This window comes from Streptomyces sp. NRRL S-646, assembly GCF_000720765.1.
GTDB lineage: Bacteria > Actinomycetota > Actinomycetes > Streptomycetales > Streptomycetaceae > Streptomyces.
In genome coordinates this window covers 130,825-157,725 of sequence record NZ_JODC01000011.1, presented here as the reverse complement: position 1 = coordinate 157,725, position 26,901 = coordinate 130,825, and the positions used below count along the sequence as shown (strand labels likewise).

Genomic DNA, 26,901 nt, shown 5'->3' with positions numbered 1-26,901 from the left:
TCAACTCCTCAGCAGAAGGGCGGAGGTGGGGACGCCTTCACCGGCGGTGACGAGGCAGGTGGCGGCGTCCGGGACCTGGGCGGTGCTGGTGCCGCGGAGCTGCCGTACGCCTTCGGTGATGAGATTGAACCCGTGGACGTAGGCCTCGCTCAGCCCGCCGCCACTGGTGTTGAGGGGCAGCCGCCCGCCGATCTCCAGGGCCCCCTGCTCGGTGAACGCTCCGCCCTCGCCGCGGCCGCAGAAGCCGTAGCCCTCCAGGGAGAGCGGTATGAGCGCGGTGAACGCGTCGTAGATCTGGGCCACGTCGACGTCCTGGGGCGTGAAGTCCGCGTGTTTCCACAGGTGCCGGGCGGCGGTCCAGGCGGGGCCGGTGAGCGGGTCGTCGTTCCAGTAGTTGACCATGCCGTGGTGCTGGGCGGGCAGGCCCTGGGCGGCGGAGTGGACGTAGACGGGCGCCCGTCTGCAGTCCCGGGCGCGCTCGCGGGAGACCACCACGCACGCCAACGCGCCATCTGTTTCCAGGCAGTTGTCGAAGAGGCAGAGCGGCTCGCTGATCCAGCGGGAGGTCATGTACATCTCGCGGGTCAGGGGCCGCTCGTACATCACGGCGGCGGGGTTCTGGTTGGCGCGGTTGCGGCAGGCGAGGGCGACGTTGAAGAGGTGGTCGCGGGTCGCGCCGTACTCGTGCATGTAGCGGCGCGTCAGCATGGCGATCTCGTCCGCGGGGCGGAGCAGACCGAAGGGGCGGGTCCACTGGGCGGGGGTGGGCAGTTGGACGGTGGTGTTCTTCCAGGGGCGGGGGCCGGAACCCCGTTTGCGTGAGCGCCAGGCGACGCCGACCGTGGCCTGACCGGAGGCTATGGCGGCCGCGAGGTGGGCGACCGTGGCGCACGAACCGCCGCCCCCGTACCCGATCCTGCTGAAGAACGTGAGGTCACCGAGGCCGACGGCCTTCGCCAGCTCCACCTCGTCGGTCTCCTCCATGGTGTACGAGGCGAGCGCGTCGACCTCGCCGGGCGCGATACCGGCGTCGTCGAGGGCGGCGAGGACGGCACGGCAGGCGAGGGTCCGTTCGTCCTCGTCGAGGCGTTTGGCGAAGGGGGTCCGTCCGATGCCGACGATCGCGGTGGCGTCCTTGATTCCGGCCATGGTGGGGACCTCCGCAGGGTGCCAGGACAGCTGACAGGGCGTCAGGCTACAGCTAATCTGACGGGTAGTCAGCTAGTAGGTCGTAGGGGGCTGTTGTGCGCGGTGACGTGGAGTGGGGCAGCATTCCGGGACTCGTCCGGTCGGCGGCCGAGCGGTACGCGGACACCGAGGCGGTGGTGGAGGGCCGTACCCGGATCTCGTACAGCGAACTGGGCGCCCGCGTCGAACGGTCGGCGGCGGCCTGTGTCGCGGCGGGCATCTCACCGGGCGACCGGGTCGCGATCTGGGCCCCGAACTCGCCGGCCTGGATCGTGGCGGCGCTGGGCGCGGTGTCGGCCGGGGCGGTGCTCGTGCCGATCAACACGCGCTTCAAGGGCGCGGAGGCGGCGGACGTGCTGCGCAGGAGCGGGGCACGGCTGCTGTTCGTGACGGGGGCGTTCCTGGGGACGTCGTACGTGGCCTCGCTGCGGCGGGCGGTCGACCGGGGGCCCGGGCTGCCGTACCTCGATCAGGTGGTGGTGCTGTCGGACGACGCGCCCGAGGACTTCCGCACGTGGAAGGACTTCCTCGCGGGCGGGGACGCGGTCGGGCCGGCCGAAGTGCGGGCGCGCTCGGCGGCGGTGGACGGTTCCTCGCCGTCGGACATCGTCTTCACGTCCGGTACGACGGGCCGCCCCAAGGGCGCGGTGATCACACATGCGCAGACGCTGCGGGCGTACGAGATCTGGTGCGACCTGGCGGGGTTGAGGCAGGGCGACCGCTACCTCATCGTGAACCCCTTCTTCCACACCTTCGGTTACAAGGCCGGAGTCCTGGCCTGTCTGATGCGCGGCGCGACGATGATTCCCCAGCCGGTGTTCAACACCGACACGGCCCTCGCGAACATCGCGTCGGAACGGGTGTCGGTACTGCCCGGCCCGCCGACCCTGCACCAGTCCCTGCTGGACCACCCCGCCCGCGACGCCCACGACCTCTCGGCGCTGCGGCTGGTGGTGACGGGCGCGGCAGTGGTGCCGCTGCAACTCGTGGAGCGGCTGCGCGGGGAACTGGGCGTGGAGACGGTCCTGACGGCGTACGGCCTCTCGGAGGCCAGCGGCATCGTGACGATGTGCCGGCGCGGCGACGACCCCACGGTGATCGCCTCGACGTCCGGCCGCGCGATACCGGGCACCCAGGTGCGGGTCGAGGCGCCGATCGGCGAGCCCGGCGAGGTCCTGGTCCGCGGCTTCAACGTCATGCGCGGCTACTACGAGGACGAGGCCGGCACGGCGGAGGTCCTGACGGAGGACGGCTGGCTGCGGACCGGCGACGTGGGCGTGCTCGACGGGGACGGGAACCTGCGGATCACCGACCGGATCAAGGACATGTTCATCGTCGGCGGCTTCAACGCCTACCCGGCGGAGATAGAGCAACTGCTGGGCCTGCACCCGGATGTGGCCGACGTCGCCGTGATCGGCGTACCGGATCCGCGGCTGGGCGAGGTCGGGAAGGCGTACGTGGTGCGCCGTCCGGACTCCTCGACGACCTCGGACGACCTGATCGCCTGGGCCCGGCGCGAGATGGCGAACTACAAGGTGCCGAGGTGGGTGGAGTTCGTGGCGGAACTGCCGCGGAACGCGAGCGGGAAGGTGGTCAAGGGGGAGCTGCGCAGATCCTGACATGCACCTCGGCCGCGGTGGCTCCCCCTCCGAGCCACCGCGGCCGTTCCCCGTCCGGAGGTGGTGCGGTCAGGCGGGCTCGTCCGTGACGTGGATGTTGTCCGTGGTCACCGTGCCGGTGTCCTTGGCCGTCGCGGTGAGCGGTTCGTCCGTGACGTGGATGTTGTCCGTGGTCACCGTGCCGGTGTCCTTGGCCGTCGCCTTCAGCGGCTCGTCCGTCACGTGGATGTTGTCGGTGCTGTTCTGGTCGCTCATCTCTCGATCTCCCCTGAAGTGGTGCGCTGGATGGCAAGATCCGCCCGGCAACTCCCCCGAGGACTGCCGGACGGATCCTGAGGCCGGTTCACCTTACGGCGCGGCCACGTGCCGTTCCGTCTGCCCCCCGACGCGACGGCCCGGCACAGAAGACAATGCCTGGCGGCGATAAACGAACGATGAACGCCGCTCAGGCGACCGCCTTCGGTGTCAGCAGCCCCCGTACCTCGTCCGCCTCCGGCGCGTCCAGCGCCTCGAAGATGTCCAGGGCCTCACGCCAGCACACCTGCGCCCGGTCGAGGTGGCCGATGCCGTTGAGGGCGCGCCCGAGGACCGTGAGGACGTTGCCCCGCCGCCATTCCCCGCCGATGCCGCGCAGCAGCGTCAGCGCCGTCTCGGCGTCCGCCGCCGCCTGGGCGGGGAGCCCGGCCGCGAGACCGAGCTCGGCCAGACGGAAGAGGGTCATCCCCTCCCACAGGCGCTGCCGGCTCTCCCGGAACACCAGCAGGGCCTGCTGCAGGCACTCGGTCGCCTCGCCCAGCCGCCCGCTGCTGGTGAGCGCGAGGCCCAGCGCGTAGCGGCCGTTGGCGCCCTTCAGGTCGTGCCCCATGCCGTCGTACATGGCGGTGCCCTGTTCGGCCAGGGCGACCGCGCTGTCCGTGCGGCCGGTGGCCAGATGCGTGCGCGACAGGTTGCACAGGGCGCTCGCCTCTCCCGAACGGTCCCCAACGGCCCGGAAGTTCTCCGCGGCGCGGGTGAAGTGCTGTTCGCTGTCCTCGTAGCGGCTCTGGTACATCGCGATCACGCCGAGGATGTTGGACGACCAGCAGCCGGCCAGCCGGTCGCGGGAGCCGAGGGCCAGTTCGTGGGCCTGGGCGGCTCCCTCGTCGGCGGAGTCGAAACGGCCGGTGAGGCTGTGGGCGTAGGCCAGGGTGATCAGTGCCCGGGCCTGGGCGCGCGGCTCCCGTGCCTCCTGCGCCACCTCCAGCAGACGTGCGGCGACCGCCTCGTACTCCCGGGAGTTGGCACCCGACTCCGCCAGGTCGACCGCCGCCCACAGCACGTCGACGGCCCTGCGGATGGTCCCGGGCCGTGCCGACTGGCGTACGCACGCCAGCAGGGAGACCGCCTCGGAGTAGAGCCAGTCCTGCGCCGCGTGCCGGTCCGAGAAGCTCAGCCCCGGGTGGGCGGCGTGCTCAAGGTGGTCCACCAGCCGGTCCCCGGGCCGTTCGATCAGATAGACCTCCGACGCCGTCGCCAGGTAGAAGTCCAGCAGCCGCGACATCGCGGCATCGCGCTCGCTGGGCGGCCACTCGTCCCGCTCGGCGCACGCACGCGCGTAGAGCCGCACCAGGTCGTGGTACCGGTAGCGGCCGGGAGCCGCCGACTCCAGCAGCGAGGTGTCGACCAGCGACTCCAGCAGGTCCTCCGTCTCCTCCAGGGGGAGGTCGAGGACCGCCGCGGCCGCCGCCAGCGACATGTCCGGCCCGTCCGCGAGGCCCAGCAGCCGGAACGCCCGTGCCTGGGCGGGCTCCAGCGCGCCGTAGCCCAGCTCGAAGGTCGCCTTGACCGCCAGGTCGCCGGCCTGCAGTTCGTCCAGGCGCCTGCGCTCGTCGGCGAGCTTCGCGGCCAGTACGGAAACCGTCCAGGTGCGTCGGGCCGCCAGCCGGGATGCCGCGATGCGGATCGCCAGCGGCAGGAAACCGCAGGCCGCCACCACGTCCAGGGCGGCCTCGCGCTCGCTCGCCACCCGCTCCTCGCCCACGATCTTCGTGAAGAGCGACAGCGCCTCGTCGGGGGACATCACGTCCAGGTCCACCAGATGGGCCCCGGCGAGGTCGACCATCCGCACCCGTGAGGTCACCAGCGCCGCACAGCCCTCCGTGCCGGGCAGCAGCGGGCGGACCTGCGCCGCGTCCCGTGCGTTGTCGAGCAGGACCAGGACCCGGCGGCCGTCCAGGACCGAGCGGTACAGCGCCGCCCGCTCCGCCAGGGAGTCCGGGATGGCCGAGTCGGCCGTGCCCAGGGCGCGCAGGAAGGAGCCGAGGACGGTCTCCGGCTCCGCCGACCGGGCGCCGGCGCCCTGGAGGTCGACGTACAGCTGCCCGTCCGGGAAGGCCGCCCGGGCCTGGTGGGCGACGTGCACCGCGAGGGTCGTCTTGCCGACGCCGCCGATGCCCGCCAGCGCCGACACCGCCATCACACGTCCCTCGGCCGAGGACAGCACCTCGCTGAGCTCTTGGACGAAGGCCGCCCGCCCGGTGAAGTCGGGGACGGTGGCGGGCAGTTGGGCGGGGCGGACCGGGGCGGCGGCCGGCTCGGCCTGCGGGGACGGCGGCTCCGCAAGACCCGGGTCCGCCCGCAGGATCCGCTGCTGCAGCTCCCGCAGCCCCGGCCGCGGGTCCACCCCCAGCTCGTCCGCCAGCAGGCGGCGGGTGTCCGCGTACACGGCCAGTGCCTCCGCCTGGCGGCCGCTGCGATACAGCGCCAGCATCAGCAGTTCGCGCAGGCGCTCGCGCAGCGGGTGGGCCGCGGTGAGGGCGGTCAGCTCCGACACCGCCTCCGCGTGGCAGCCCTGCTCCAGGTCCATGTCCAGGCGGGATTCGAGGAGTTGGAGCCGCCACTCCTCCAGGCGGACCCGCTGTGCCTCCGCGTACGGGCCGGGTACGCCGGCCAGCACCTCGCCGTCCCACAGTGCCAGGGCGCGGCCGAGCGCCTCACGGGCGTGGCACAGGTCCCCGGCGTTCCTCGCCTTCTCCGCCTCGGCCGCCAGGTCCTGTGCCACGGCCAGGTCGAGGGCGCCCTCGGCCAGCCCGCGCACCGCGTACCCGCCGGACTCGCTCACCAGGACCCCCGGGTCCAGCACCTTGCGCAGCCGGGAGGCGTACGTCCGCAGCGCGGCGAGGGCCTGCGAAGGCGGTTCCTCGCCCCACACGGCGTCGATCAGCTCGCCCGCGGTGGCCGTGCGGCCCTCGCGCAGCAGCAGGGCGGCGAGCAGGGCACGTTGCTGCGGGGAGCCGGTGCTCAGCTGCTCCGTTCCGCGTCGGGCTCGTACCGGACCGAGCACGCCGAAGCTCAGCGGGGCAGGCTCCGCAGAGGAGCCGGCCCGCCTCTGTTCCGGCACTCGCGGTACACCGTCCATCGCCGTCTCCCTAGACACAGTGGGCAACTACGTCAGTTTGCCTTGTTCATGGCGGATGCGTCAGCTGTGGAGAGCGCTCACACAGGCAGACGCGCGGGATATCACAAGGCCCTCACCTGCTCTTCGCACACCTCTTGGCACAGATACCGACAGACCCGAGCAACAAGAAGCCTCCAAGCACCCGCAACCACATAGCTGACGGACCGTCAGATCGGCGCTACCGTGACCGCCATGGAGACCACCAAGGACTTCCCGGACTTCCCGCTGATCATCTCCGTCGACGACCACACCGTGGAGCCCGCCGACGTCTGGCAGAGCCGCCTGCCGAAGAAGTACCTCGACACCGGCCCCCGCATAGTCCGCGCCCCGCTGAAGGAGATCTCCTTCCTCGGTGGCCGCTTCCGTCCCGTGATGGGCGCCCCCGGCGACGACGGACCCCTCGGCGACTGGTGGCTGTACGAGGGCCTCCAGCGTCCCCTCACCCGTCTCGACACCGCGGTCGGCTACAGCAGGGACGAGATCAAACTCGAGGTCATCACCTACGAGCAGATGCGACCGGGCTCGTACGACGTCCCGCAGCGCCTCGCCGACATGGACGTCAACCACGTCCAGTCCTCCGTCTGCTTCCCGAGCTTCCCGCGCTTCTGCGGCCAGACCTTCACCGAGGCGAAGGACCACGAGCTGGGCCTGCTCTGTGTCCAGGCCTACAACGACTGGATGGTGGAGGAGTGGTGCGGGCCGCAGGCCCAGGGCCGGCTCATACCCCTCACCCTCATCCCGCTCTGGGACGCCGAACTCGCGGCGGCGGAGGTCCGGCGCAACGCCGCCCGCGGGGTCCGCGCCGTCGCCTTCTCCGAGATACCCCCGCACCTCGGCCTCCCCTCCGTCCACTCCGACGACTGGGACCCCTTCCTCGCCGCGTGCGACGAGACGGGCACGGTCATCGCCATGCACATCGGCTCCAGCAGCCGTATGCCCTCGACGTCCAAGGACGCCCCGCCCGCCGTGGGTTCCACCATCACCTTCGCCAACTGCTGTTTCTCGATGGTCGACTGGCTGATGAGCGGCAAGTTCGAACGCTTCCCGAATCTCAGGATCATGTATGCGGAGGGCCAGATCGGCTGGATCCCGTACATCCTCGAACGCGCCGACGTCGTCTGGGAGGAGAACCGCGGCTGGGGCGGCGTCGCCGACAAGGTCCACCGCCCGCCGTCCGAACTCTTCGCCGAGCACGTGTACGGCTGCTTCTTCGACGACGCCTTCGGGCTGAAGAACCTCGATGCGATCGGCGTCGGCAACGTCCTCTACGAGACCGACTACCCCCACTCCGACTCCACCTGGCCGAAGTCCAGGCAGGTCGGCGAGGCGCAGATGGGCCACCTCGACCCGGCGGTGGTGGAGCGGATCGTGCGCGGGAACGCCGTCGAACTGCTGGGGCTCACCCCTGAGGGGCTCTGGCGGTGAGTGCCCTGACGTACGGGATGCAGCTGCCCGTCCAGTCCCAGAGCACCATCTACGCCGAGGGCTGGGAGGCCGGCGCCGGCCCCGAGGACCTGGTGGAGATCGCCCGTACCGCCGACCGCGCCGGCTTCGGCTACCTCGCGAGCTGCGACCACGTCGCGATCCCGCGCCGGCTGGCCCCCGCCATGAGCACGGTCTGGTACGACCCCGTCGCCACCCTCGGCTTCCTGGCGGGCGTGACCGAGCGGGTACGGCTGCTCAGCCACGTGGCCGTCGTGGGCCTACGGCATCCGCTGCTGACGGCCAAGCAGTACGCCACCCTCGACCATCTGGCGGGCGGCCGCCTGATCCTCGGCGTCGGCGCCGGGCATGTGCGGGAGGAGTTCGAGGTGCTCGGCGTCGAATTCGACCGGCGCGGGGCCGTCCTCGACGAGTCGATCGACGCGCTGCGTGCCGCCCTCGGCCCGGACGAGTTCCCCGAACACCACGGCAAGCTCTACGACTTCGAGGGGCTGGGGCAGCAGCCGCGGCCGGCCCAGGAGTGCGTGCCGGTGTGGGTCGGTGGATCGTCCCCGGCAGCCGTGCGCCGCGCCGCCCTCAAGGGCGACGGCTGGCTGCCGCAGGGCGACCCACGGGACCGGCTGCCCGCACAGATCGAGCGGATACGGCGGCTGCGGGACGAGGCTGACCTCGATGAGCCGTTCACCATGGGTGCCATCACCGAGCCGCTCTACCTCGGCACACCCGCCTGGGACGTCGGCCGCCGTACTCTCACCGGCCCTCCGGACGCGCTCGCCGAGTCCCTGCGGGCGTACCGCGCGATGGGCGTGCACCAGATCCAGGTGCGGTTCCGCAGCCGCAGCCGCACCGAACTCACCGACCAGATGGCGGCCTTCGGCGCCGAAGTGGCGCCCACTCTCTGAGGAGTCATGGCATGGGCAAGCTGGACGGACGCGTCGTGATCGTCACCGGGGCGGCGCGCGGACAGGGGGAGCAGGAGGCCCGCCTGTTCGGAGCGGAGGGGGCCGAGGTCGTGATCGCCGACGTCCTCGACGACCAGGGCAGCGCCCTCGCGAAGGAACTGGGCGCGCGCTACGTCCACCTGGACGTGAGCCAGGAGGACCAGTGGCGGTCGGCCGTGAGCGCCGTGAAGAACTCCCTCGGGCGGATAGACGGCCTGGTCAACAACGCCGGCATCCTGCGCTTCAACTCCCTCCTCGACACACCCCTCGACGAGTTCATGCAGGTCGTCCAGGTCAACCAGGTCGGCTGCTTCCTCGGCATCAAGACCGTCGCACCGGTGATGGAGGACGGCGGCACCATCGTCAACACCGCCTCCTACACGGCCGTGACCGGCATGGCGGCCGTCGGGACGTACGCCGCCACCAAGCACGCCATCCTCGGCCTCACCCGCGTCGCAGCCCTGGAACTCGCCGACCGGCGCATCCGCGTCAACGCCATGTGCCCCGGCGCCATCGACACCGCCATGTCCAACCCGGCCCAGCTGGACCCGGCGGCGGACGCGGAGGAGACGGGCCGGGCCCTGGACGAGCTGTACCGCAAGCTCGTGCCGCTCGGCAGGATCGGGAGGCCGGAGGAGGTCGCGCGACTGGCCCTGTTCCTGACCTCCGACGACTCCTCCTACATCACGGGGCAGCCGTTCGTGATCGACGGGGGCTGGCTCGCGGGGGTGTCGGTCTTCTGACCGGTCACCCCAGCCGGTGCATCTGACTGGCCGTCAGCTATTGACGGTGCATGCGGGCGGTGCAACAGTCGGGCGGCAGAGAATCTGACGGTGCGTCAGGAACGTAGGGATGGTGACCCGCCTTGGAATTCGGGCTCTTTGTACAGGGATACGTGGGCAAGCGCGCCGAGACCGACCCGCTCGCCGAGCACAAGGCACTGATGGAGGAGACCGAGTACGTCATCCAGGCGGACAAGTCGGGCTTCAAGTACGCCTGGGCGTCCGAGCACCACTTCCTGGAGGAGTACTCACACCTCTCCGCCAACGATGTGTTCCTGGGGTACCTGGCGCACGCGACGGACCGGATCCATCTCGGCTCGGGAATCTTCAACCCGCTCGCCCAGGTCAACCACCCGGTGAAGGTCGCCGAGAAGGTCGCCATGCTCGACCATCTCACCGGCAACCGCTTCGAGTTCGGCAGCGGGCGGGGCGCCGGTTCGCACGAGATCCTCGGGTTCATTCCGGGTGTGACCGACATGAACTACACCAAGGAGATCTGGGAGGAGACGATCGCCGAGTTCCCGAAGATGTGGCTCCAGGACGAGTACGCCGGCTTCCAGGGCAAGCACTGGCAGCTCCCGCCGCGCAAGGTCCTGCCCAAGCCGTACGGGAAGTCGCATCCGGCGATGTGGTACGCCGCCGGGTCTCCGCCCTCGTATGCCATGGCCGCTCGTAAGGGCCTCGGTGTGCTCGGGTTCAGCATCCAGAAGGTCTCCGACATGGAGTGGGTGCTGGAGCAGTACAAGACGGCGATCGTGAACGCGGAGCCGGTCGGGGACTTCGTCAACGACAACGTGATGGTCACGACGACCGCCATCTGCGCGCCCACACACGACGAGGCGATACGGATCGCCACCAACGGCGGGCTGCACTACCTGCCGTCGCTGGTGTTCCGGTACCACGACACCTTCCCGCGGCCGGAGGGCTTCCCCGTGTGGCCGGAGACGCTGCCGGAGTACACGCCCGAGTTCGTGGAGGTGCTGATCGAGGAGGAGCTGCTGATCTGCGGGGATCCGGACGAGGTGCTCACACAGTGCAAGCGGTGGGAGCAGGCCGGGGCGGACCAGCTGAGCTTCGGGCTGCCGGTGGGGGTGCCGAAGGAGGAGACGCTGCAGACGATTCGGCTGATCGGGGAGCACGTGATTCCGAAGATCGACACGGATCCTGTTCATCGGACGTCCCGGTTCCGGGCTGCTGCTTGATCGCCGTTGCGGGGTGCGGGTGCGTTGTGGCTTGTCGCGCCCGCGCGGCGGTAGCCGCAAATTCAACACAGCCCCGCGCCCCTTGGGGCGCGTCACCCTCGCCGGAGTTGAGAAGGAGGCTCCATGCTTGATCACCTCATCAAAGGCGCGACCGTCGTCGACGGCACGGGTGCGCCCGCGTACACCGCCGACGTAGGCATACGAGACGGTCGTATCGCCGTCATCGGTATCGTCACCGAGGAGGCCCGGACCAGCGAGGACGCTTCCGGGCTCGTCCTCGCCCCCGGGTTCGTCGACCCGCACACGCACTACGACGCCCAGTTGTTCTGGGATCCCTACGCGACGCCCTCGCTGAACCATGGGGTGACGACCGTCGCGGCCGGGAACTGTGGGTTCACGCTCGCGCCTTTGAATCCGTCCCGGCCCGAGGACGCCGACTACACGCGCCGCATGATGTCCAAGGTCGAGGGCATGTCGCTGGTCGCGCTGGAGGAGGGGGCGCCCTGGAGCTGGCACTCCTTCGGCGACTACCTGGACGCCCTTGAGGGACGTATCGCGGTCAACGCGGGGTTCATGGTCGGGCACTGTGCCCTGCGCCGGTATGTGATGGGGCCGGATGCGGTGGGTGGGCAGCCCAGTGAGGAGCAGCTGGCGGAGATCGTGGGGTTGCTGCACGCGGCCATGGACGCCGGGGCCTGGGGTTTCTCCACCACCCAGTCATCCACCCACTCCGACGGCGACGGGAAGCCGGTCGCCTCCCGGCATGCTCAGCCGGCGGAGCTGCTGGCGCTCTCGCGCGCCGTCGGCGAGCACGAGGGCACGCAGATCGAGGCGATCGTCGCCGGCTGCCTGGACCAGTTCAGTGACGCCGAGATCGACCTGTTCGCGGAGATGAGCGCGGTCGCAGGACGTCCCCTGAACTGGAACGTCCTGACCATCGACGCCTCCGTACCCGAACGTGTGCCCCGGCAGCTGTACGCGAGTGAGCAGGCACGGAAGGCGGGCGGCCGGGTGGTCGCGCTGACCATGCCGATCCTGACGCCGATGAACATGTCCCTGGGCACTTTCTGTGCGCTGAACCTGATACCGGGCTGGGGTCCGGTCCTCGGGCTGCCGGTCCCGGAGCGGCTCGCCCGGTTGCGCGACCCTGACGTACGCGCGGAGATGCTGGAGCACGCCACGTCCAAGGAGGCCGGCGTCTTCCGGCGGCTCACGAACTTCGGGCGGTACGTCATCGGGGACACGTACAGCAAGGCGAACGAGGGGCTGACGGGCAGGGTCGTCGAGGAGATCGCGGAGGAGCGGGGGCAGGACCCGTTCCAGTGCCTCGTCGAGATCTGCGCGGCCGACGAACTGCGTACGGTCCTGTGGCCCATGCCCACCGACAACGACCCAGCGTCCTGGGCGCTGCGCGCCGAGACCTGGCAGCACGAGGACGTGCTGCTCGGCGGATCCGACGCCGGTGCGCACCTGGACCGCATGTGCGGAGCCCCGTACACCACCCGTTTCCTGGGCGACTGTCTGCGCCGGCGGAAGCTGGTGGGTCTGGAGCAGGCGGTGAAGATGCTGACCGACGACCCGGCCCGGCTCTTCGGGCTGCGTGAGCGGGGCCGGGTGGAGGAGGGCTTCCATGCGGATCTGGTCCTCTTCGACCCGGAGCGGATCGACGCGGGTACGGCCACCCTGCTGCACGACCTGCCGGGTGACAGTCCGCGGCTGGACGCCAAGGCGATCGGGGTGCGGGCCGTGTGGGTCAACGGGGTCGAGGCGATCCGGGACGACGTGGTGAGCGGCGCCGTGCCGGGGCGCGTGCTGCGGTCCGGGCGGGACACGAGGACGGTGAGCACCCGTTGAACGCTGAGCAGCGGCTCTTCGTCGGGGGCCGCTGGATCGAGCCGGACGGCGGCCACTACGCGGTCGTCGACCCGGCGACCGAGGAGACCATCGGGTGGGCTCCGGAGGCCTCGCGGGATCAGGTGCACGCGGCGTGTGCCGCGGCCCGCGAGGCCTTCGGGCCGTGGTCGAGGACCCCGCCCGAGGAACGGGCGGCGGTGCTCGGCCGCGCGGCTGACATCATCGCGAGCCGGTTCGTGCCGTACGCCGAGCTGGCGCAGGCGGAGACCGGTGCGACCACGGGGACGGCGCGGGCGATGCAGGTCGGGGTCGGGGGGGCCCGATTCCGGCGGTACGCGCGCGTGGAGCCCGCCGAGTGGCCGATCCCGCCGCAGATCAACGAGGCGGGCCCGATGGGGAGGGCGGGCGTGATGGGCGCGCTGGCCGTCCGCCAGCCGGTCGGCGTGGTCACCTGCATCACGTCGTACAACAACCCGTGGGCCAACCCGGCCGGCAAGATCGCCCCCGCCCTCGCCATGGGCAACACGGTGGTGGTGAAGCCGGCCCCGCAGGATCCCCTGTCGGTCTACCGCATGGCGGAGGCGCTGGAGGCGGCAGGAGCCCCGGCGGGTGTGGTGAACGTGGTCTCCGGGCGGGCGGTGGAGGTCGGCGAGGCGGCGGTGGATTCGGCCGACGTAGACATGGTGAGCTTCACCGGTTCCACGGCGGTCGGGCAGCGCATCGGCGAGGTCTGCGGGCGGTCCCTGAAGCGGCAGCTCCTGGAGCTGGGCGGGAAGGGCGCCGCGGTCGTCCTCGACGACGCGGACCTCGGCTCGGCGGTGGCGGGGATCGGCACCACCTTCTCCTTCTACAGCGGCCAGATCTGCACGGCACCTACGCGGGTGCTGGCACAGCGGGGCGTGTACGACCGCCTGGTCGAGCAACTGGCTTCGTACGCGGGCCGGTTGAAGGTCGGCGATCCGAGGGAGCCGGGCACGATCGTCGGCCCGGTGATCTCCGCGGCCCACCGGGACCGCGTGGAGTCGTACGTCGAACTGGGCCGCAAGGAGGGCGCGGTGGTGGCGGCGGGCGGTGAACGCCCGGCGACCGACCGCGGCTTCTACGTCGCTCCCACCCTCCTCGCCGACTGCACCAACGACATGCGCGTGGCCCGGGAGGAGATCTTCGGCCCGGTCGTGTCGGTGATCCCCTTCGACGAGGAGGAAGAAGGCATCGCCCTCGCCAACGACAGCGACTACGGGCTCATCGACTACGTGTGGTCCGGGGATGTCGCCCGCGCTTTCCGCGTGGCCCGGCAGCTGCGGGCGGGCGGGGTGGGGATCAACACCGTCGGCCGCAACATGGAGGCGCCGTTCGGGGGCTTCAGGAAGAGCGGGGTCGGGCGGGACGTCGGCTCGTACGCGCTGCATGCGTACAGCGAGGTGCAGGCGCTCGTGTGGCCGGGGTGAGCAGGCCCGACGGGCGCCTCCGGCTCACCCGTCCAGATCCACCCGCACCGTCAGCTGTCCCACGCCGATCACCCGTACCGCCGCGCTGTTGAGCCGGGGCAGGGCGCGCAGTCGGGCCGCGGTGTCGTCGTCCGGCAGGAGGTGGGCCGTGCCGGTGTGCCAGCGGCCGCGGAGGCGGACCCGTACCCGCGGATCGGCCTTGATGTTGCGGACGTACTGCGAGCGCTCGCCGAACTCGGAAACCAGCCAGAACGAGTCGCCGACCCGGCGCCCGCCGAGGGGCGTGCGGCGGGGCAGGCCGGAGGTGCGGCCCGTGGTCTCCAGCAGGGTCTGGAGCGGAAGGCGGCGCATGACCGCGTTGAGCTTGCGCTGGAAGGCCGTGACGGCTCGGTACTTGCTCTCGGCGCGACGGGGCATCGTTCCCGGATCTCCTGTTGTGTGAAGCGGCTCCTCCCGCGGCAGCGGGAGGAGCCTGAGGAGCGGACTCAGCCGCCGCTCTTTCGCCGGAACGACCGCTGACTCGCAGCCGGGCCGTGCGCGCCTCGAATCTTCGACGCGTCGGCGTTCTCAGACAGAGCCGCCGCGGCCTCCTCCTGCTTGCTGCGCTTGCGCGCCAGGGCCTCCCGGAACTTGCCCTTCAGGTCGTACTGGCCGTCCTCATCGGGCGCCAGGGCAGGGCTCTCGGCCTCATCCGGCTCCGAACCTTCTTGCCGTGGAGACTCTGCAGTCATGGTGACCTCCTGGGTTCGGGCAGTGTGAGCACAGCTTGTCATGCCGGGTCCGGCGCCGGGCGCCCGCGTCCGGCGTGGAGCAACCTGCAGCCTGCCTCACACCCCGGCCCGAGTGGACTGGATACGTGCCGGCCGACGGGGGCGTGGCCGTCGGACCATGGGCAGCGGTCACAGATCTGGACCAGGTCGTCGTCCAGGGCTGCCGCGCGGTCCTGCCCGCAACCACCGTCGCGGCACGGCACCTTGGTGGCAAACCTTCGGTGCGGGCTTGGTCACCTACCATCCCCAACTACCGGTTTGCCCGACTACGCTGCGGTCATGTCTGATGATCGGCAGTTTGGGGGTCTGTCCGCGTCCGGCCGGGCCACCGAGGCGACGTCTGCGTTCGTGGGCCGCACCGCGGAGACCGCCGAACTCCTGAAGGCTCTCAGCGAGGTGCGGGCCGGTTCCGGGCGGGCCGTTGCGGTGACCGGTGAGCCCGGCATCGGAAAGAGCACCCTCCTGGCCGCTGTGGCGACCCGGGCCCGAGCCGCCGGAATCCCGGTCGTGCCCGTGGAGGCGGTCGCCGACGCGCAGCCTCGTCCGGACGCGCCCCTGGTGGTCGTGGTGGACGACCTGCACGCTCTGCACCAGGAAGAGATCGCCCTGGCAGAGCGGGTCATGCGGTCTACTGTCACCAGCCCGTCGCTCTGCCTCTTCGGCTACCGCCCCCGCCAGTTGCCGGCCGGGAGCGCCGAGTCGCTGGCGCGCGCGGTGGCGGCCGGTCTCCTCGCCACTGTGCCGCTCGGTCCGCTGTCCCGGGAGGAGGCGGCGGAACTGCTCGGCGATCCTCTGCGCGCGGACACCCTCTACGACGACGCCCTGGGCAATCCGCTGTACCTCAAAGCGCTGGGCACGCGAGGACCGGCGTACGACCAGGCCGTGACAGCGATCCTGGGCGAGCTGGCCGGGCTCGACGAGGACGCACTCACGGCCGTACGGGCAGCGGCGGTTCTCGACGGGCCGTTCCAGCCGGAGTTGCTGGCGGCGGTGGCAGACCTCGGCCTGCCGGCGACTCTCGAAGCGCTGGACATGCTGACCCACCTCGACCTCGTGCGGCCGGCCGAGCGCGCTGCTCATCTCGCCATCCGTCACCGCGCCCTGAGCGAGGTCGTGTACGAGCGGGTGCCGCCGAGCCGGCGACATGCCATGCACAGGCGGGCAGATACCGAACTGGCACGGCGCACCGCACCCGTCACGCTGCGAGCCCGGCATGTCGCCCAGATCGCCGACCCGAGCCGGCCGGACCACGCCACCACCCTCATCAGCGCGGCCCGCAGCGAACTGTTCGACTCGCCGTCTGCGGCTGTCGACCATCTGGAGGCCGCAACCGCCCTGCTGTCGGAGGGAGCGGAGCACGGGTACGAGGCGCAGGTCCTGCTTGCCCGGGCCCGGATGCTGAGCGGCAAGGCAGCCGACGTCCGCACGCTGCTGGACACGCTGCGGTCCGCCATCACCGGCCCGCACGAAGCGGCCGCACTCGCCGATTCGAGCCGGCTGGAACGCCACCGCGGCAGGCACACGGAGGCCGGAGCCATGGCTCGGGCAGGGCTGGCCGCCATGACAGAACACAACGGCGCCATCGCTGCCGCCCTGCATGTCGAACTCGCCGACCACGCCTACGCGGTGCGGGACTACGAGTCGTCCCGCCACCATGCCGAGACGGCCGCCGCGCTGGCCCGTGGCCACCGCGACCGGGCCGGTGAGTCCCACGCCCTGGCACAGGCCGCGCTCGCGTCGCTGTTCCTCGGCGACCAGGAAAGAGCACGCCGACAGGCCACGGCCGCCGCCGATCTCGTGGACGCGGCCGGCGATTCCCTGCTGTCGACGAACCTGGACGCCCTGCTGCAACTGGGCATGACCGAGGGGATGCTGGAACGGCTCGATGACGCCGAACGCCATCTGCAGCGCGCCGCCGCGCTGTGCGGGCGTACCGGTCAGGTCTACATCGAGCCCAACATCCTCACGGTACTGTCCAACACCCAGTTGCGTTCGGGGCGGCTGCGCGCCGCACTGGCCACACTCGACCGCGCCGATGCGATCACGGCGGGCGGCGGTGCACCGGTGACGGAGGCGATCATCGCGATGGTCCGTGCCGAGGCGCTCTTCTGGCAGGGCGGGCGGGACCAGAAAACCTGGCAGGCGTCGGCCGCCCGGGCACTGGAAAGCGTGGACGGCTCGCGGGCCTCCTGGGCCATCTCCGTTCGCTGCTTCCACGCCGAACTCACGCTGCACGCGGACCAGTCGAATGCGGCGCAGGCCCGCTGGCTGCTGCTGGACGCCGCCGGGGGCGATGAGCTTCCTCGGGTGGCGGGCTGGCGCAAGCCACGCTGGTGCGCCGCGCTGGCAAGAGCGGCCGCCGCCGTGTCCGACTCGGCCGCCACCGCGCACTGGGCGGAGCTGGCCGAGTCCTGTGCCGGGCAGCTCCCGTCGCCCGGCCGACGGGCCTTCGCGCATCGGGCGCGCATGTGGGACCACGTGGTACGGGGCGACATCGACAGCGCCCTGCACAGTGCGCAGCAAGCCGTCGAAGGATTCGCCGCCGGTGAGGAACGCATCGAGCTGTGCCGCACCTTGCTCGACGCAGCCGAAGTCGCGCTGAGCGTGGGACGCACGCAGGAGGTGGCCGACTGGCTGGACCGGGCTGAGGCACTGGCCGGCCGATGCGGCTCGGCACAGCTCGCCGACACGGTCGCGCGCCGCCGCCACGAACTCACGGACCAGACCCGGTCACTCGCGCCGGAGGGTCCCTGGGGTCTCCTGTCGGGCCGGGAGCGGGAGATAGCCCGCCTGGTCAGCAAGGGCATGACGAACCAACGGGTGGCGGAGGCCCTGTTCCTCAGCGTGCGCACTGTGGAGACCCATCTGAGGCAGATCTACCGGAAGCTGGGCGTGGCGAACCGAGCAAGCCTCACGCATGTCCTGCTCACCAAGGGAGGACAGAATCCCTGACAACGCGAGACGGAAGGCTGCTGCGAGCACGTCTTCACCGTCGGTCGCGTGTGCGTTTACGTAGTTTCCCCGATGCCGGCGATCCAGGCGTTCCGGGAGAGTGGTCGTGCGTCCCTGCCCACAATTCCTGGCCGGCACATACGGCGGAGCGCGGCGCGACGCAGAAGGAGGACATGCGCATGACTACGCGGCCACCGGGCGATGCCCCGCTCACCGACCCGGCGGACGAGGTGGACCTCCCCTGGGTTTCCGTCAGGCCCGACAACGGGCCCAGCAAGGCCCTGCTGATCAAGGCGTCGCCCCTCATCGCCATCGGGGCGCTGCGTATGGGTCTCATGATGGCCAAGGGACGCGGTACGTCAGCAGGGTCGGGGATGACGGGGCTGGTGATCGGGATCCTGGCAGTCGTGTTCCCGCTGCTCTGGGTCTGCGCGCTGATCGGCCTGCGCTGGGCCAACGCCGGCATCCGCCTGGAAGACGGCGTCCTGACGGTGCGCGACCGATGGAACCGCAAGGTTCTGCACACTCCGGTGTCCTCCCTGACGGGGCTGCACACGGTCAGGGTGCCCGTCGACGGTCCGCACGGCAGCCGGATCGTCATCACCTCCAGAGACCACCGGCCGGTGCTCATCGACGCCCGGCTCTGGGACGCGGAAGGGCTCCGGGAGTTGTGGCAGCACCTGGATCTTGTCTTCCAGGACCACGGTTTCCTCAAATGGCCTCTACTGAAGAAGCGCTTTCCCGGGATACCCACGCCGTGGCGTCACGTCCACTTCGTCCAGTACGCCGTGCTCATGGTGCTCGGCTGCATCGCATACGTCGCCCTGATCGTGAACCTGCCCTTCTTCCTGTGACCGGCCGCAGACCCGTTGCGCAGCGGCACCGTCACGGGCGGCCGAGGAAGACCGGATTCGTCAACGCCGCCATCACCCCCGGCAGCGGCCCCACCGCCGTCTCGTGCCGCAACTCGGCCCGTACGTAGGCCGCGTACGCCGGTGTCGTCCGCCACTCCACCGTGCCCGAGCCTGTGACCGGCAGCGGTTCGCTCGTGAACAGGACGCCCTGGTCGGTCACGAAGCGGATCGTGCAGCGCGGGGCGCCGGCCGCTTCCAGGCGTACGGTCACCGGCGTCTCGTGGTCGGTGTCCAGCCGCTCGCCGGGACCGGCGGTCCGGCCGCCGGCGGAGGCCGTGAAGGCCAGTGTGACGTTGCGGGACTCGGCGACGTACGAGCGCCCCGCCCGGATGCCGTCCTGGATCGCCTCCCGGGTCAGATCCTCGGCCAGGACCACTGACTGGGGCATGCCGACCACGTCCGGATTCCGGTGAGCGTCACTGTTGCCCATCGCCGGAATCCAGTCGCGCCCCTCCCGCACGGAAGCGACCAGCTGGTTGTCCCACTCCGCGAGCGTCACCTCGTCGTCCGGCGTCCACGGCCCGTTCCACACCTCGACCGCGTCCGCCTCCGCGAAGCCGAACTTCCAGCCGCAGCCGACGCAGGTGGCGTGCGGGTGGGCGGGTACGACCAGGCCTCCGGCGCGGTGGATCCGGCGGGCGGACGTGGCCCAGCGGTTGTCCCGGGCCCGGTAGCGCCAGTCGACGAAGGTGCCGGGATCGATGCCGAGGGCGAGGACGTGGCCGTTCCTCGTCGTCACCTCCTCGCCGAGCATGATCAGCAGGTCGTCGCCCGCCGCCGAGGCCCAATGCGGGTGCGAGGAGTGGGTGTTGTGGTCCGAGGAGTTGATGAAGTCCAGGCCGGCTGCCCGCGCGAGGGCCGCGACCTCGGCCGGGGTGCGGCGGCCGTCGGAGTACCAGGTGTGGAGGTGGCAGTCGCCGCGGTACCAGGCGCGGCCCCGGCCCTTCGCCCGTGTGGGTGGGTACACCGGCTCAGGTGTCTCGCCGGGCTCCCCGTGCGTGAGCGTGACCGTGAGCTCGTACGACAGGCCCTGCGGGGCCACCGTGTACGGGCCCAGCGCGATGTGCCAGGTGCCGGGGTGGATCGGACCGGGGAGGTAGCCGGGCGTCGCGTCGTCCGCGCGTACGAAGAACTCCGTACGCGCCCCGCCCGACCATCCCCGGAACCCCTTCCCGCCCAGCTCGGTGCCGCGCTCGTCGAAGAGGCCGATGTCGAGCGCGTTGCCCGGGGTGCCGGGTGGGACGGAGGGGCGGTCGTAGGTGTAGGAGACCTTCAACTCGCTTACACCGGACGGTACTTCGACGGGTACGTACACATAGTCCGGGGAGCCCGGAGGCAGGGTGCCGCGAATCGTCGTCACGTCTCCAACGTAGGCCGACCGGTTGCGCGATGTCATGCCTGCGCGACAGCTGCAGGTAACGACCGACCAGTCGGTATGGACATATGGGGCCGCACCCGGTACAGATGACCCATGCGAATCGCCGTCACGATCTTCCTCACCGACGAGACCATCGCCCCCGTCCGGCTCGCCCGTGAGCTGGAGCAGCGCGGCTTCGCCGGCCTGTATCTGCCCGAGCACACGCACATCCCGGTGGAGCGTGTGACCCCGTACCCGGCGGGCGGTGAGCTGCCGCCGGAGTACGGCCGCACCCTCGACCCCTTCGTCGCGCTCGGCCAGGCGGCCGCGGTGACCGAGCGGCTCGGCCTCGGCACCGGCATCACGCTGGTCGCGCAGCACGACCCGATCGACCTCGCCAAGCAGATCGCGACCCTCGACCACCTCTCCGGCGGCCGCTTCACCCTCGGCCTCGGCTTCGGCTGGAACGTCGAGGAGGCCGCCGACCACGGGGTCGAGTGGCGTACGCGGCGGGAGCTGGTGCGGGACAGGATGGCCCTGATGCGTGCGCTGTGGAGTGACGAACCGGCCGCGTACGAAGGGGAGTTCGGGAGCGTACGGGCTTCGTATGCCCACCCCAAGCCGGTGCAGAAGCCGCGCGGTCCGGTCGTCGGCCCGCGCACCCTCGTCGGCGGGGCCGCCGGTCCCAAGCTCTTCTCCCACATCTGCGAGTACGCCGACGGGTGGCTGCCGATCGGCGGGCGCGGGCTGACGGAGTCACTGCCGGTGCTGCGGGCCGCCTGGGCGGACGCGGGCCGCGACCCGTCGGCGCTGCAGGTGGTCCCGTACGCCGTGTACCCGAACCCGGGCAAACTGGCCCACTACGCGGACCTCGGCATCGAGGAGGTCGTGGTGCAGCTGCCGCCGGCGGGGGAGGCGGAGGTGCTGCGGGTGCTCGATGAGTACGGGACCTTCCTGGCCGGTTCCAGTGACACCGTGTAACGAACGGCGTTTCCGTGGATGAGCCGGCGCCTCTTTGACCTGATCAACCCGAACGTATGCTCAAAGAATGACGACTTCCGCGACCTCCGGAACCGGACCGACCGACAACTCCATGCGTCGCGCCCTCAAACGCGCCCGTGACGGCGTCGCCCTGGACGTCACCGAGACCGCCGTGCTCCTCCAGGCCCGCGGCGAGGCCCTCACCGACCTCGCCGCGTCCGCCGCCCGGGTACGAGACGCCGGCCTCGAACAGGCGGGGCGTCCGGGCGTCATCACATACTCGAAGAGCGTCTTCATCCCCCTCACCCGGCTGTGCCGGGACAAATGCCACTACTGCACTTTCGTCACCGTCCCCGGCAAGCTCCGCCGCGCCGGTCACGGCATGTTCATGTCCCCGGACGAGGTCCTCGACATCGCCCGCAAGGGCGCGGCCCTCGGCTGCAAGGAAGCCCTGATCACCCTGGGCGACAAGCCCGAGGACCGCTGGCCCGAGGCGCGCGAATGGCTCGACGCGCACGGCTACGACGACACCATCGCCTACGTCCGCGCCATCTCCATCCGCATCCTGGAGGAGACGGGCCTGCTGCCCCACCTCAACCCCGGCGTGATGTCCTGGACGGACTTCCAGCGCCTGAAGCCGGTCGCCCCGAGCATGGGCATGATGCTGGAGACGACCGCCACCCGGCTCTGGTCCGAGCCCGGTGGCCCGCACTACGGCTCCCCGGACAAGGAACCCGCCGTACGGCTGCGGGTGCTGGAGGACGCGGGCCGCTCCTCGGTCCCCTTCACCTCCGGCCTCCTGATCGGCATCGGAGAGACGTACGAGGAGCGGGCGGAGTCCCTCTTCGCGCTCCGCAAGATCTCCCGCGCTTACCACGGCATCCAGGAACTGATCATCCAGAACTTCCGCGCCAAACCGGACACCGCGATGCGCGGCATGCCGGACGCGGAGCTGGACGAACTGGTGGCCACGGTGGCCGTAGCCCGCCACATCATGGGCCCGTCCGCCAACCTCCAGGCCCCGCCCAACCTCGTCGACTCCGAGTACGAGCGCCTGATAGGAGCAGGCATCGACGACTGGGGCGGTGTGTCCCCCCTGACCATCGACCACGTGAACCCGGAACGCCCCTGGCCGCAGATCGAGGAACTCACCGAGCGCTCCCGCGCCGCCGGCTTCGAACTGCGTGAACGCCTCTGCGTCTACCCGGAGTTCGTACAGCGCGGCGAACCCTGGCTGGACCCGCGCCTGCGCCCGCACGTGCGCGCCCTGGCCGACCCGGAGACGGGTCTCGCGCGTCCCGAGGTCCTCCCGCAGGGGCTTCCGTGGCAGGAACCGGAGGAGGCCTTCGTCGCCTCCGGCCGTACGGATCTGCACTCCTCCATCGACACCGAGGGCCGTACGTCCGACCGCCGTGACGACTTCGACGAGGTGTACGGCGACTGGGCCGCCCTGCGCGAGGCGGCCGCCCCCGGCATGTTGCCGGAGCGCATCGACACGGACGTACGGGCGGCCCTGGCGACGGCGGCGGACGACCCGACGCGCCTCACGGACGCGGAGGCCCTCGCCCTGCTGCACGCCGACGGCCCCGCACTGGACGCCCTCACGCGGATCGCGGACGACGTACGGAAGTCGGCCGTCGGCGACGACGTGACGTACATCGTCACCCGCAACATCAACTTCACCAATGTCTGCTACACGGGCTGCCGCTTCTGCGCGTTCGCCCAGCGCAGGACGGACGCCGACGCCTACACCCTGTCCCTGGAGCAGGTCGCGGACCGGGCCCAGCAGGCCTGGGACGTGGGCGCGGTGGAGGTCTGCATGCAGGGCGGCATCCACCCCGACCTGCCCGGTACGGCGTACTTCGACATCGCGAAGGCGGTGAAGTCCCGCGTCCCCGGGATGCACGTCCACGCCTTCTCGCCCATGGAGGTGGTCAACGGTGCGACGCGCACGGGGATGTCCATCCGGGAGTGGCTGAGCGCGGCCAAGGAGGCGGGCCTGGACACCATCCCCGGCACGGCCGCCGAGATCCTCGACGACGAGGTCCGCTGGGTCCTGACCAAGGGCAAGCTGCCGACGGCGACCTGGATCGAGGTCGTCACGACGGCGCACGAGCTGGGCATCCGGTCGAGCTCGACGATGATGTACGGGCATGTGGACCAGCCGCGCCACTGGCTCGGCCACCTGCGCACCCTCGCCGGAATCCAGCAACGCACCGGCGGCTTCACGGAGTTCGTCACTCTCCCCTTCATCCACACGAACGCCCCCGTGTACCTGGCAGGGATCTCCCGCCCCGGCCCGACCATGCGCGACAACCGTGCGGTGACGGCGATGGCCCGCCTGCTCCTGCACCCGTGGATCCCGAACATCCAGACCAGCTGGGTGAAGCTGGGCACGGAGGGCGCGGCGGAGATGCTCCGCTCCGGCGCCAACGACCTGGGCGGCACCCTCATGGAGGAGACGATCTCCCGCATGGCGGGCTCCTCCTACGGCTCGTACAAGTCGGTCAAGGACCTGATCGCAGTGGCGGACGCGGCCGGTCGCCCGGCGAAACCGCGGACGACGCTGTACGGGGAGGTGCCGGAGGAACGGCAGCGGGCGGCGGCGGCGTCCGACGGGCACTTGCCGGAACTTTTGCCGGTGCTGGACTGAGTACGATGATCCGACCCCTGTTCCATGAGGACATGGGGATGTGGAGCTGAGGAGATGCGTGCCGTGCCAGCCCCGAAGGTCTGGGTGACCGGTCTGACGGTGGGAGCGATCGCCGCTGTCGTCGTCCTGGCCGTACAGGCCGACAAGGGGCCGAAGCCCCACGCGGTCGCCGCCCGGCCGAGCGCGTCGGCGTCGGCGGGCGCGCATCCCACGCCCACGAAGTCCACGGCACCGGCCGCGGTACCGGACGGCTCCGGGACCGGGCGGCGCATCGTCTACTCCCTCGGGAAGAAGACGGTGTGGCTGGTCGACGCGAGCGATGCGGCCCGCCGTACGTTCGCGGTGTGGCCGGGGACGGTGAGCCCGGACCCCGGCACGTACACGGTCGGCGCCCGCACCCGGGGCGCCATCACCGGCTCCGACGGCGTGAAGATCGAACACATCGTGTACTTTTCGGTCAAATCCGGCGTGAATGTCGCCTTCTCCAACGCGGTGGACGGCTCGTCCCCGCCGCCCGCGTCCAACACCGCGACGGGCGGCATCCGGATGCGGACGGCGGACGGGACTGCGCTGTGGACGTTCGGGACGGCGGGGACGAAGGTGGCGGTGGTCAAGTAGTGAAAGCGGCCCTGCTGTGCCTCGTGGCCGCGGTGGCACTGAGCAGCGCCTGCGACTCCGGTGAGCCGACCGACTCGTCGGCACGCGCGTCCCGTACGACCCCGACTTCGGTCAGCCCCGCACCGGACGGCAAGGGCGCAAAGGCGATTCTGAACCAGGCGTTCGCCGGCAGAGAGGCCCTCGGGAGCGGATATGGCCGCTTGCAGCCGCAGATCGGAAACACCCTGCCCGCGATACCCGAAAACGTGCGGAGTGTGACATTCGCCTTTGCCTGCACAGGGAAGGGCAAGGCCGTCGTCAAGTTCACCGTCGACGGCAGGTATGTTCCTTCGGCGACGCATACCAGCACATGTGACGGGTCGATCTTCCAGCAGAGTGTGGAGGTGTCCGCCTCTGACTCCGGTCCCGGCCCCATCAGCTTCAACGCCGATGCGACCGGTCCGGGCAACGGAAGTTTCGCCTACTCCTTCTATGTGGAGAAGAAGCAACAGCCTTAGCTGTAGCTGTATTTGGCGAGGCGGCGGCGGTCAGGCAGACGAGTCGGTCCGCCGGTCGGTCAGCTGTACGACGAGCAGCACGACCCCGGTGAACACGATCACACGGGTCGCCGCCTCCAGTCCGTTCCAGGTCTTCGACTGCCACATGGAGAACCACTCACCGCCGATCGCGATGAACCCGGCACCGAAGAGCAGCAGGAGCATCAGCAGGCCGTAGGTGGAGATGCTGCGGGCGCGGGTGTAGTCGCGCCGCGCCCAGAGCCAGGTGCCATATATGAGGACGAGGGCCGCGAGGGTCTCCCAGACGATGATCGCGACATACGCCGTGTTCTGAAGTCCCTTGCTGGTGATGGCCCTCCACATCAGGTCGTCGTCCTTGAACGTCGTGTCCATGGCCAGTACATGCTGCACGAACGCCTGGTTCGTGCCGAAGTCCGTGATGTTGCCGAAGGCCACGAGGGCGATGTAGAGGGCGACACTCGCGGTGAGGAGGGTGGCGGTGAGATGGAGTGCGCTGCGTGGGGGTGTCGATGCCATGACGGCCATCTTCCCTCACGGGGTGGCGTGTTCGAGATCAATCAGCCAGAACCAGAACGAGGAACGGCCCGGACCTCGACCATGGACGAACCGTCGTCGACCAGCAGCCGGCCCGTCGGCGTCAGCGCCGCCGCGATCCTGTCCAGGGCGCGGCGGCCGCTTCCGGGTGGCGGCCGTCCAGGGCCCCAGGACGAGATTTCGGCTTCGGAGCCGGCTACGGCCTGGGCGATCGCGCGAGCGAAGCGGTCGGTGGCGTGGACGTGTCCGTCGCCGACCCTGCGGGCGACCTCCCGGGCCGCGGCGCCGGGTTCGCAGCCGATCTCCAGGACCCGCATCCCTTCGCGCAGCGGCAGGGCGTCGACGGCGGCGCGGAGCCGCGCAGCATCAGCCGATAACTGAGCACTCGGGGTCACTCGTGACCACTCCTGTCATGTCTCGCATACCACTCTGCCCTCTGAACCGACCGTTCCCGTTCGATTACAGTGCTGAACTGTCATGCGTCGGGCGGAGCCATCGGGGAGGTCTTGGTGAATGCGCCAGCCGGGGCCATATGGGGCCGTGTCGAGCAGCAGGATTTCCGGAGCCGGGTGCGGGGGACGCTGCTCGGGGCTGCCGTTGGAGATGCGCTCGGGGCGCCCGTCGACGCGCTGGATCTCGACGGGATCCGGGAGGCGTACGGGGCCGAGGGCGTCGCGGACTTCGCCTTTGCGTACGGCAGACGGGGTGCCGTCACCCACATCACACAGCTGACCTTGTTCACCGTCGACGGGCTGATACGTGCGCAGGTGCGCCGCGACACCGGTGCCTGGCATCCGCCGACCGATCTGCACCGGGCGTATCTGCGCTGGGCGGCCACCCAGCGCGACTGGGGGCCGGACGAGCGTCGTAAGGATGATGGATGGCTGGCCAGGGAGGAGTGGCTGTACGCCCGGCGGGATCCGGCGCGTTCGCTGCTTCTCGGGTTCGGGGACGAGCACATGGGGACCCTGGACGCGCCCAAGAGCCCCGGTGAGATCGGCCCCGAGGCGACAGCGCGTTCCGCGCCCTTCGGGCTGCTGGTCGGCTGGGAGCCGCAGCTGGTGGTCCAGCTGGCGGTCGAGTGCGCGGCGCAGACCCACGGGCATCCGGTGGCCTATCTGTCGGCGGGCGCGTACGCCGTGATCGTGCACGGTCTGGCCCGTGGCGAGACCCTCGACGGGGCCGTGCAGCGGGCGCTCGCGCTGCTCGCCGCACGGCCGGGGCATCAGGCGGTGTCGGACGCGCTGCAGCATGCGCTGGGCGCGGTACGGCAGGGCATGCCCACGCCCGCGCGGGTCGAGGAGCTGGCCGGGGACGGGTCGGCGGAGGGCGTGCTGGCCGCCGCCGTGTACTGCGCACTGGTGGGGGAGGACTTCCGGCACGGGCTGTGCCTTGCCGTGAACCAGGACGGCCCCTCGGGCGCGACGGCCGCCCTGACCGGCGGCCTCCTGGGCGCCCTGCACGGCGAAACGGCCCTTCCGCCGGGCTGGCTGGCCGAGCTGGAAGGCCGCCCGACGCTTCTGGAGCTGGCCGACGACTTCGCCATGGAGATGACACAGGGGCCCGCACTGCACGGGCCGGCGGGGTCGTCCCCCGGGTGGCTCGCCCGCTATCCGAGGGCCTAGGGCTCATGACGAACGACGGGGTTGCAGCCCCCCGGCTGCAACCCCGTCAACCCCGTCACCACCACG

Annotated in this window: 22 protein-coding genes; 14 read left to right on the top strand and 8 right to left on the bottom strand. The window is 70.8% G+C overall.

Translation table 11 applies throughout. The features are described 5' to 3' along the window. Entirely contained in the window at positions 1-1,149 is a 1,149-nt protein-coding gene (locus tag IH68_RS0129350; protein WP_030940906.1) for a lipid-transfer protein, read from the bottom strand. Positions 1,150-1,244: 95 nt separating this feature from the next. Between IH68_RS0129350 and IH68_RS0129345 the strand changes: the two genes are divergently transcribed. Further along, on the top strand, positions 1,245-2,807 hold the full coding sequence (locus IH68_RS0129345) for a FadD3 family acyl-CoA ligase (protein ID WP_030940904.1): 1,563 nt from the start codon (positions 1,245-1,247) through the stop codon (positions 2,805-2,807). Positions 2,808-2,876: 69 nt separating this feature from the next. Here IH68_RS0129345 and IH68_RS0129340 read toward each other — a convergent pair whose 3' ends face one another. Both IH68_RS0129340 and IH68_RS0129335 read right to left on the bottom strand, forming a co-directional pair. Next, positions 2,877-3,062, bottom strand: coding sequence for a hypothetical protein (locus tag IH68_RS0129340; protein WP_030940903.1), 186 nt, complete (start codon positions 3,060-3,062; stop codon positions 2,877-2,879). A 190-nt stretch (positions 3,063-3,252) separates the two neighbouring features. After that, positions 3,253-6,204 (bottom strand): AfsR/SARP family transcriptional regulator, encoded by a 2,952-nt coding sequence (locus tag IH68_RS0129335; protein ID WP_030940901.1) that lies wholly within the window; start codon positions 6,202-6,204, stop codon positions 3,253-3,255. Positions 6,205-6,435: 231 nt separating this feature from the next. On the opposite strand from IH68_RS0129335, the gene IH68_RS0129330 reads away from it, so the two are divergent. The 6 genes from IH68_RS0129330 (at position 6,436) to IH68_RS0129305 (ending at position 13,913) form a co-directional block, all read left to right on the top strand. Continuing rightward, positions 6,436-7,668 (top strand): amidohydrolase family protein, encoded by a 1,233-nt coding sequence (locus IH68_RS0129330; RefSeq protein ID WP_030940899.1) that lies wholly within the window; start codon positions 6,436-6,438, stop codon positions 7,666-7,668. Between the two features lie 17 nt (positions 7,669-7,685). Then, positions 7,686-8,588: an LLM class F420-dependent oxidoreductase gene (locus IH68_RS0129325; RefSeq protein ID WP_051833828.1), complete on the top strand. Its 903-nt coding sequence runs from the start codon at positions 7,686-7,688 to the stop codon at positions 8,586-8,588. A gap of 11 nt (positions 8,589-8,599) precedes the next feature. Then, complete coding sequence (locus tag IH68_RS0129320) at positions 8,600-9,370, top strand: SDR family NAD(P)-dependent oxidoreductase (RefSeq protein ID WP_030940896.1); 771 nt, start codon at positions 8,600-8,602, stop codon at positions 9,368-9,370. A gap of 122 nt (positions 9,371-9,492) precedes the next feature. Continuing rightward, positions 9,493-10,611, top strand: a complete 1,119-nt coding sequence (locus IH68_RS0129315) for an LLM class flavin-dependent oxidoreductase (protein ID WP_078912653.1) — start codon at positions 9,493-9,495, stop codon at positions 10,609-10,611. Between the two features lie 123 nt (positions 10,612-10,734). Further along, positions 10,735-12,465 carry an N-acyl-D-amino-acid deacylase family protein gene (locus IH68_RS0129310; RefSeq protein ID WP_030940892.1) on the top strand — a complete coding sequence of 577 codons (1,731 nt, stop codon included), beginning with the start codon at positions 10,735-10,737 and terminating at the stop codon, positions 12,463-12,465. Continuing rightward, entirely contained in the window at positions 12,462-13,913 is a 1,452-nt protein-coding gene (locus tag IH68_RS0129305) for an aldehyde dehydrogenase family protein (protein ID WP_030940890.1), read from the top strand. The genes IH68_RS0129310 and IH68_RS0129305 overlap by 4 nt, the downstream gene beginning before the upstream one ends. 24 nt (positions 13,914-13,937) lie before the next feature. On the opposite strand, the gene IH68_RS0129300 is transcribed toward IH68_RS0129305, so the two are convergent. Next, positions 13,938-14,330, bottom strand: coding sequence for a nitroreductase/quinone reductase family protein (locus IH68_RS0129300; RefSeq protein WP_030940888.1), 393 nt, complete (start codon positions 14,328-14,330; stop codon positions 13,938-13,940). A gap of 68 nt (positions 14,331-14,398) precedes the next feature. After that, positions 14,399-14,644, bottom strand: coding sequence for a DUF5302 domain-containing protein (locus tag IH68_RS0129295; protein WP_030940886.1), 246 nt, complete (start codon positions 14,642-14,644; stop codon positions 14,399-14,401). 318 nt (positions 14,645-14,962) lie between these two features. On the opposite strand from IH68_RS0129295, the gene IH68_RS0129290 reads away from it, so the two are divergent. Further along, on the top strand, positions 14,963-17,635 hold the full coding sequence (locus tag IH68_RS0129290; protein ID WP_078912652.1) for a helix-turn-helix transcriptional regulator: 2,673 nt from the start codon (positions 14,963-14,965) through the stop codon (positions 17,633-17,635). A gap of 179 nt (positions 17,636-17,814) precedes the next feature. Continuing rightward, complete coding sequence (locus IH68_RS0129285; RefSeq protein ID WP_030940881.1) at positions 17,815-18,489, top strand: hypothetical protein; 675 nt, start codon at positions 17,815-17,817, stop codon at positions 18,487-18,489. A 31-nt stretch (positions 18,490-18,520) separates the two neighbouring features. Here IH68_RS0129285 and IH68_RS0129280 read toward each other — a convergent pair whose 3' ends face one another. Beyond that, on the bottom strand, positions 18,521-20,095 hold the full coding sequence (locus IH68_RS0129280; RefSeq protein WP_078912682.1) for a PHP domain-containing protein: 1,575 nt from the start codon (positions 20,093-20,095) through the stop codon (positions 18,521-18,523). Here IH68_RS0129280 and IH68_RS0129275 point away from each other — a divergent pair. The 4 genes from IH68_RS0129275 (at position 20,021) to IH68_RS0129260 (ending at position 24,655) form a co-directional block, all read left to right on the top strand. Further along, positions 20,021-20,887, top strand: coding sequence for an LLM class F420-dependent oxidoreductase (locus IH68_RS0129275; RefSeq protein ID WP_030940877.1), 867 nt, complete (start codon positions 20,021-20,023; stop codon positions 20,885-20,887). The two genes, IH68_RS0129280 and IH68_RS0129275, sit on opposite strands and share 75 nt — an antisense overlap. Before the next feature lie 67 nt (positions 20,888-20,954). Then, positions 20,955-23,540 carry a bifunctional FO biosynthesis protein CofGH gene (locus tag IH68_RS0129270; RefSeq protein ID WP_030940874.1) on the top strand — a complete coding sequence of 862 codons (2,586 nt, stop codon included), beginning with the start codon at positions 20,955-20,957 and terminating at the stop codon, positions 23,538-23,540. Positions 23,541-23,594: 54 nt separating this feature from the next. Beyond that, positions 23,595-24,158: a hypothetical protein gene (locus tag IH68_RS0129265; RefSeq protein ID WP_030940872.1), complete on the top strand. Its 564-nt coding sequence runs from the start codon at positions 23,595-23,597 to the stop codon at positions 24,156-24,158. After that, positions 24,158-24,655, top strand: a complete 498-nt coding sequence (locus IH68_RS0129260) for a hypothetical protein (protein ID WP_234341663.1) — start codon at positions 24,158-24,160, stop codon at positions 24,653-24,655. Before IH68_RS0129265 ends, IH68_RS0129260 begins: the two co-directional genes overlap by 1 nt. Before the next feature lie 30 nt (positions 24,656-24,685). On the opposite strand, the gene IH68_RS0129255 is transcribed toward IH68_RS0129260, so the two are convergent. Beyond that, on the bottom strand, positions 24,686-25,192 hold the full coding sequence (locus tag IH68_RS0129255; RefSeq protein WP_030940866.1) for a DUF2165 domain-containing protein: 507 nt from the start codon (positions 25,190-25,192) through the stop codon (positions 24,686-24,688). A gap of 41 nt (positions 25,193-25,233) precedes the next feature. Further along, positions 25,234-25,605 carry a class I SAM-dependent methyltransferase gene (locus IH68_RS0129250; RefSeq protein WP_030940864.1) on the bottom strand — a complete coding sequence of 124 codons (372 nt, stop codon included), beginning with the start codon at positions 25,603-25,605 and terminating at the stop codon, positions 25,234-25,236. A 114-nt stretch (positions 25,606-25,719) separates the two neighbouring features. Between IH68_RS0129250 and IH68_RS0129245 the strand changes: the two genes are divergently transcribed. Beyond that, positions 25,720-26,835, top strand: a complete 1,116-nt coding sequence (locus tag IH68_RS0129245; protein ID WP_030940862.1) for an ADP-ribosylglycohydrolase family protein — start codon at positions 25,720-25,722, stop codon at positions 26,833-26,835. Positions 26,836-26,901: the final 66 nt, after the last annotated feature.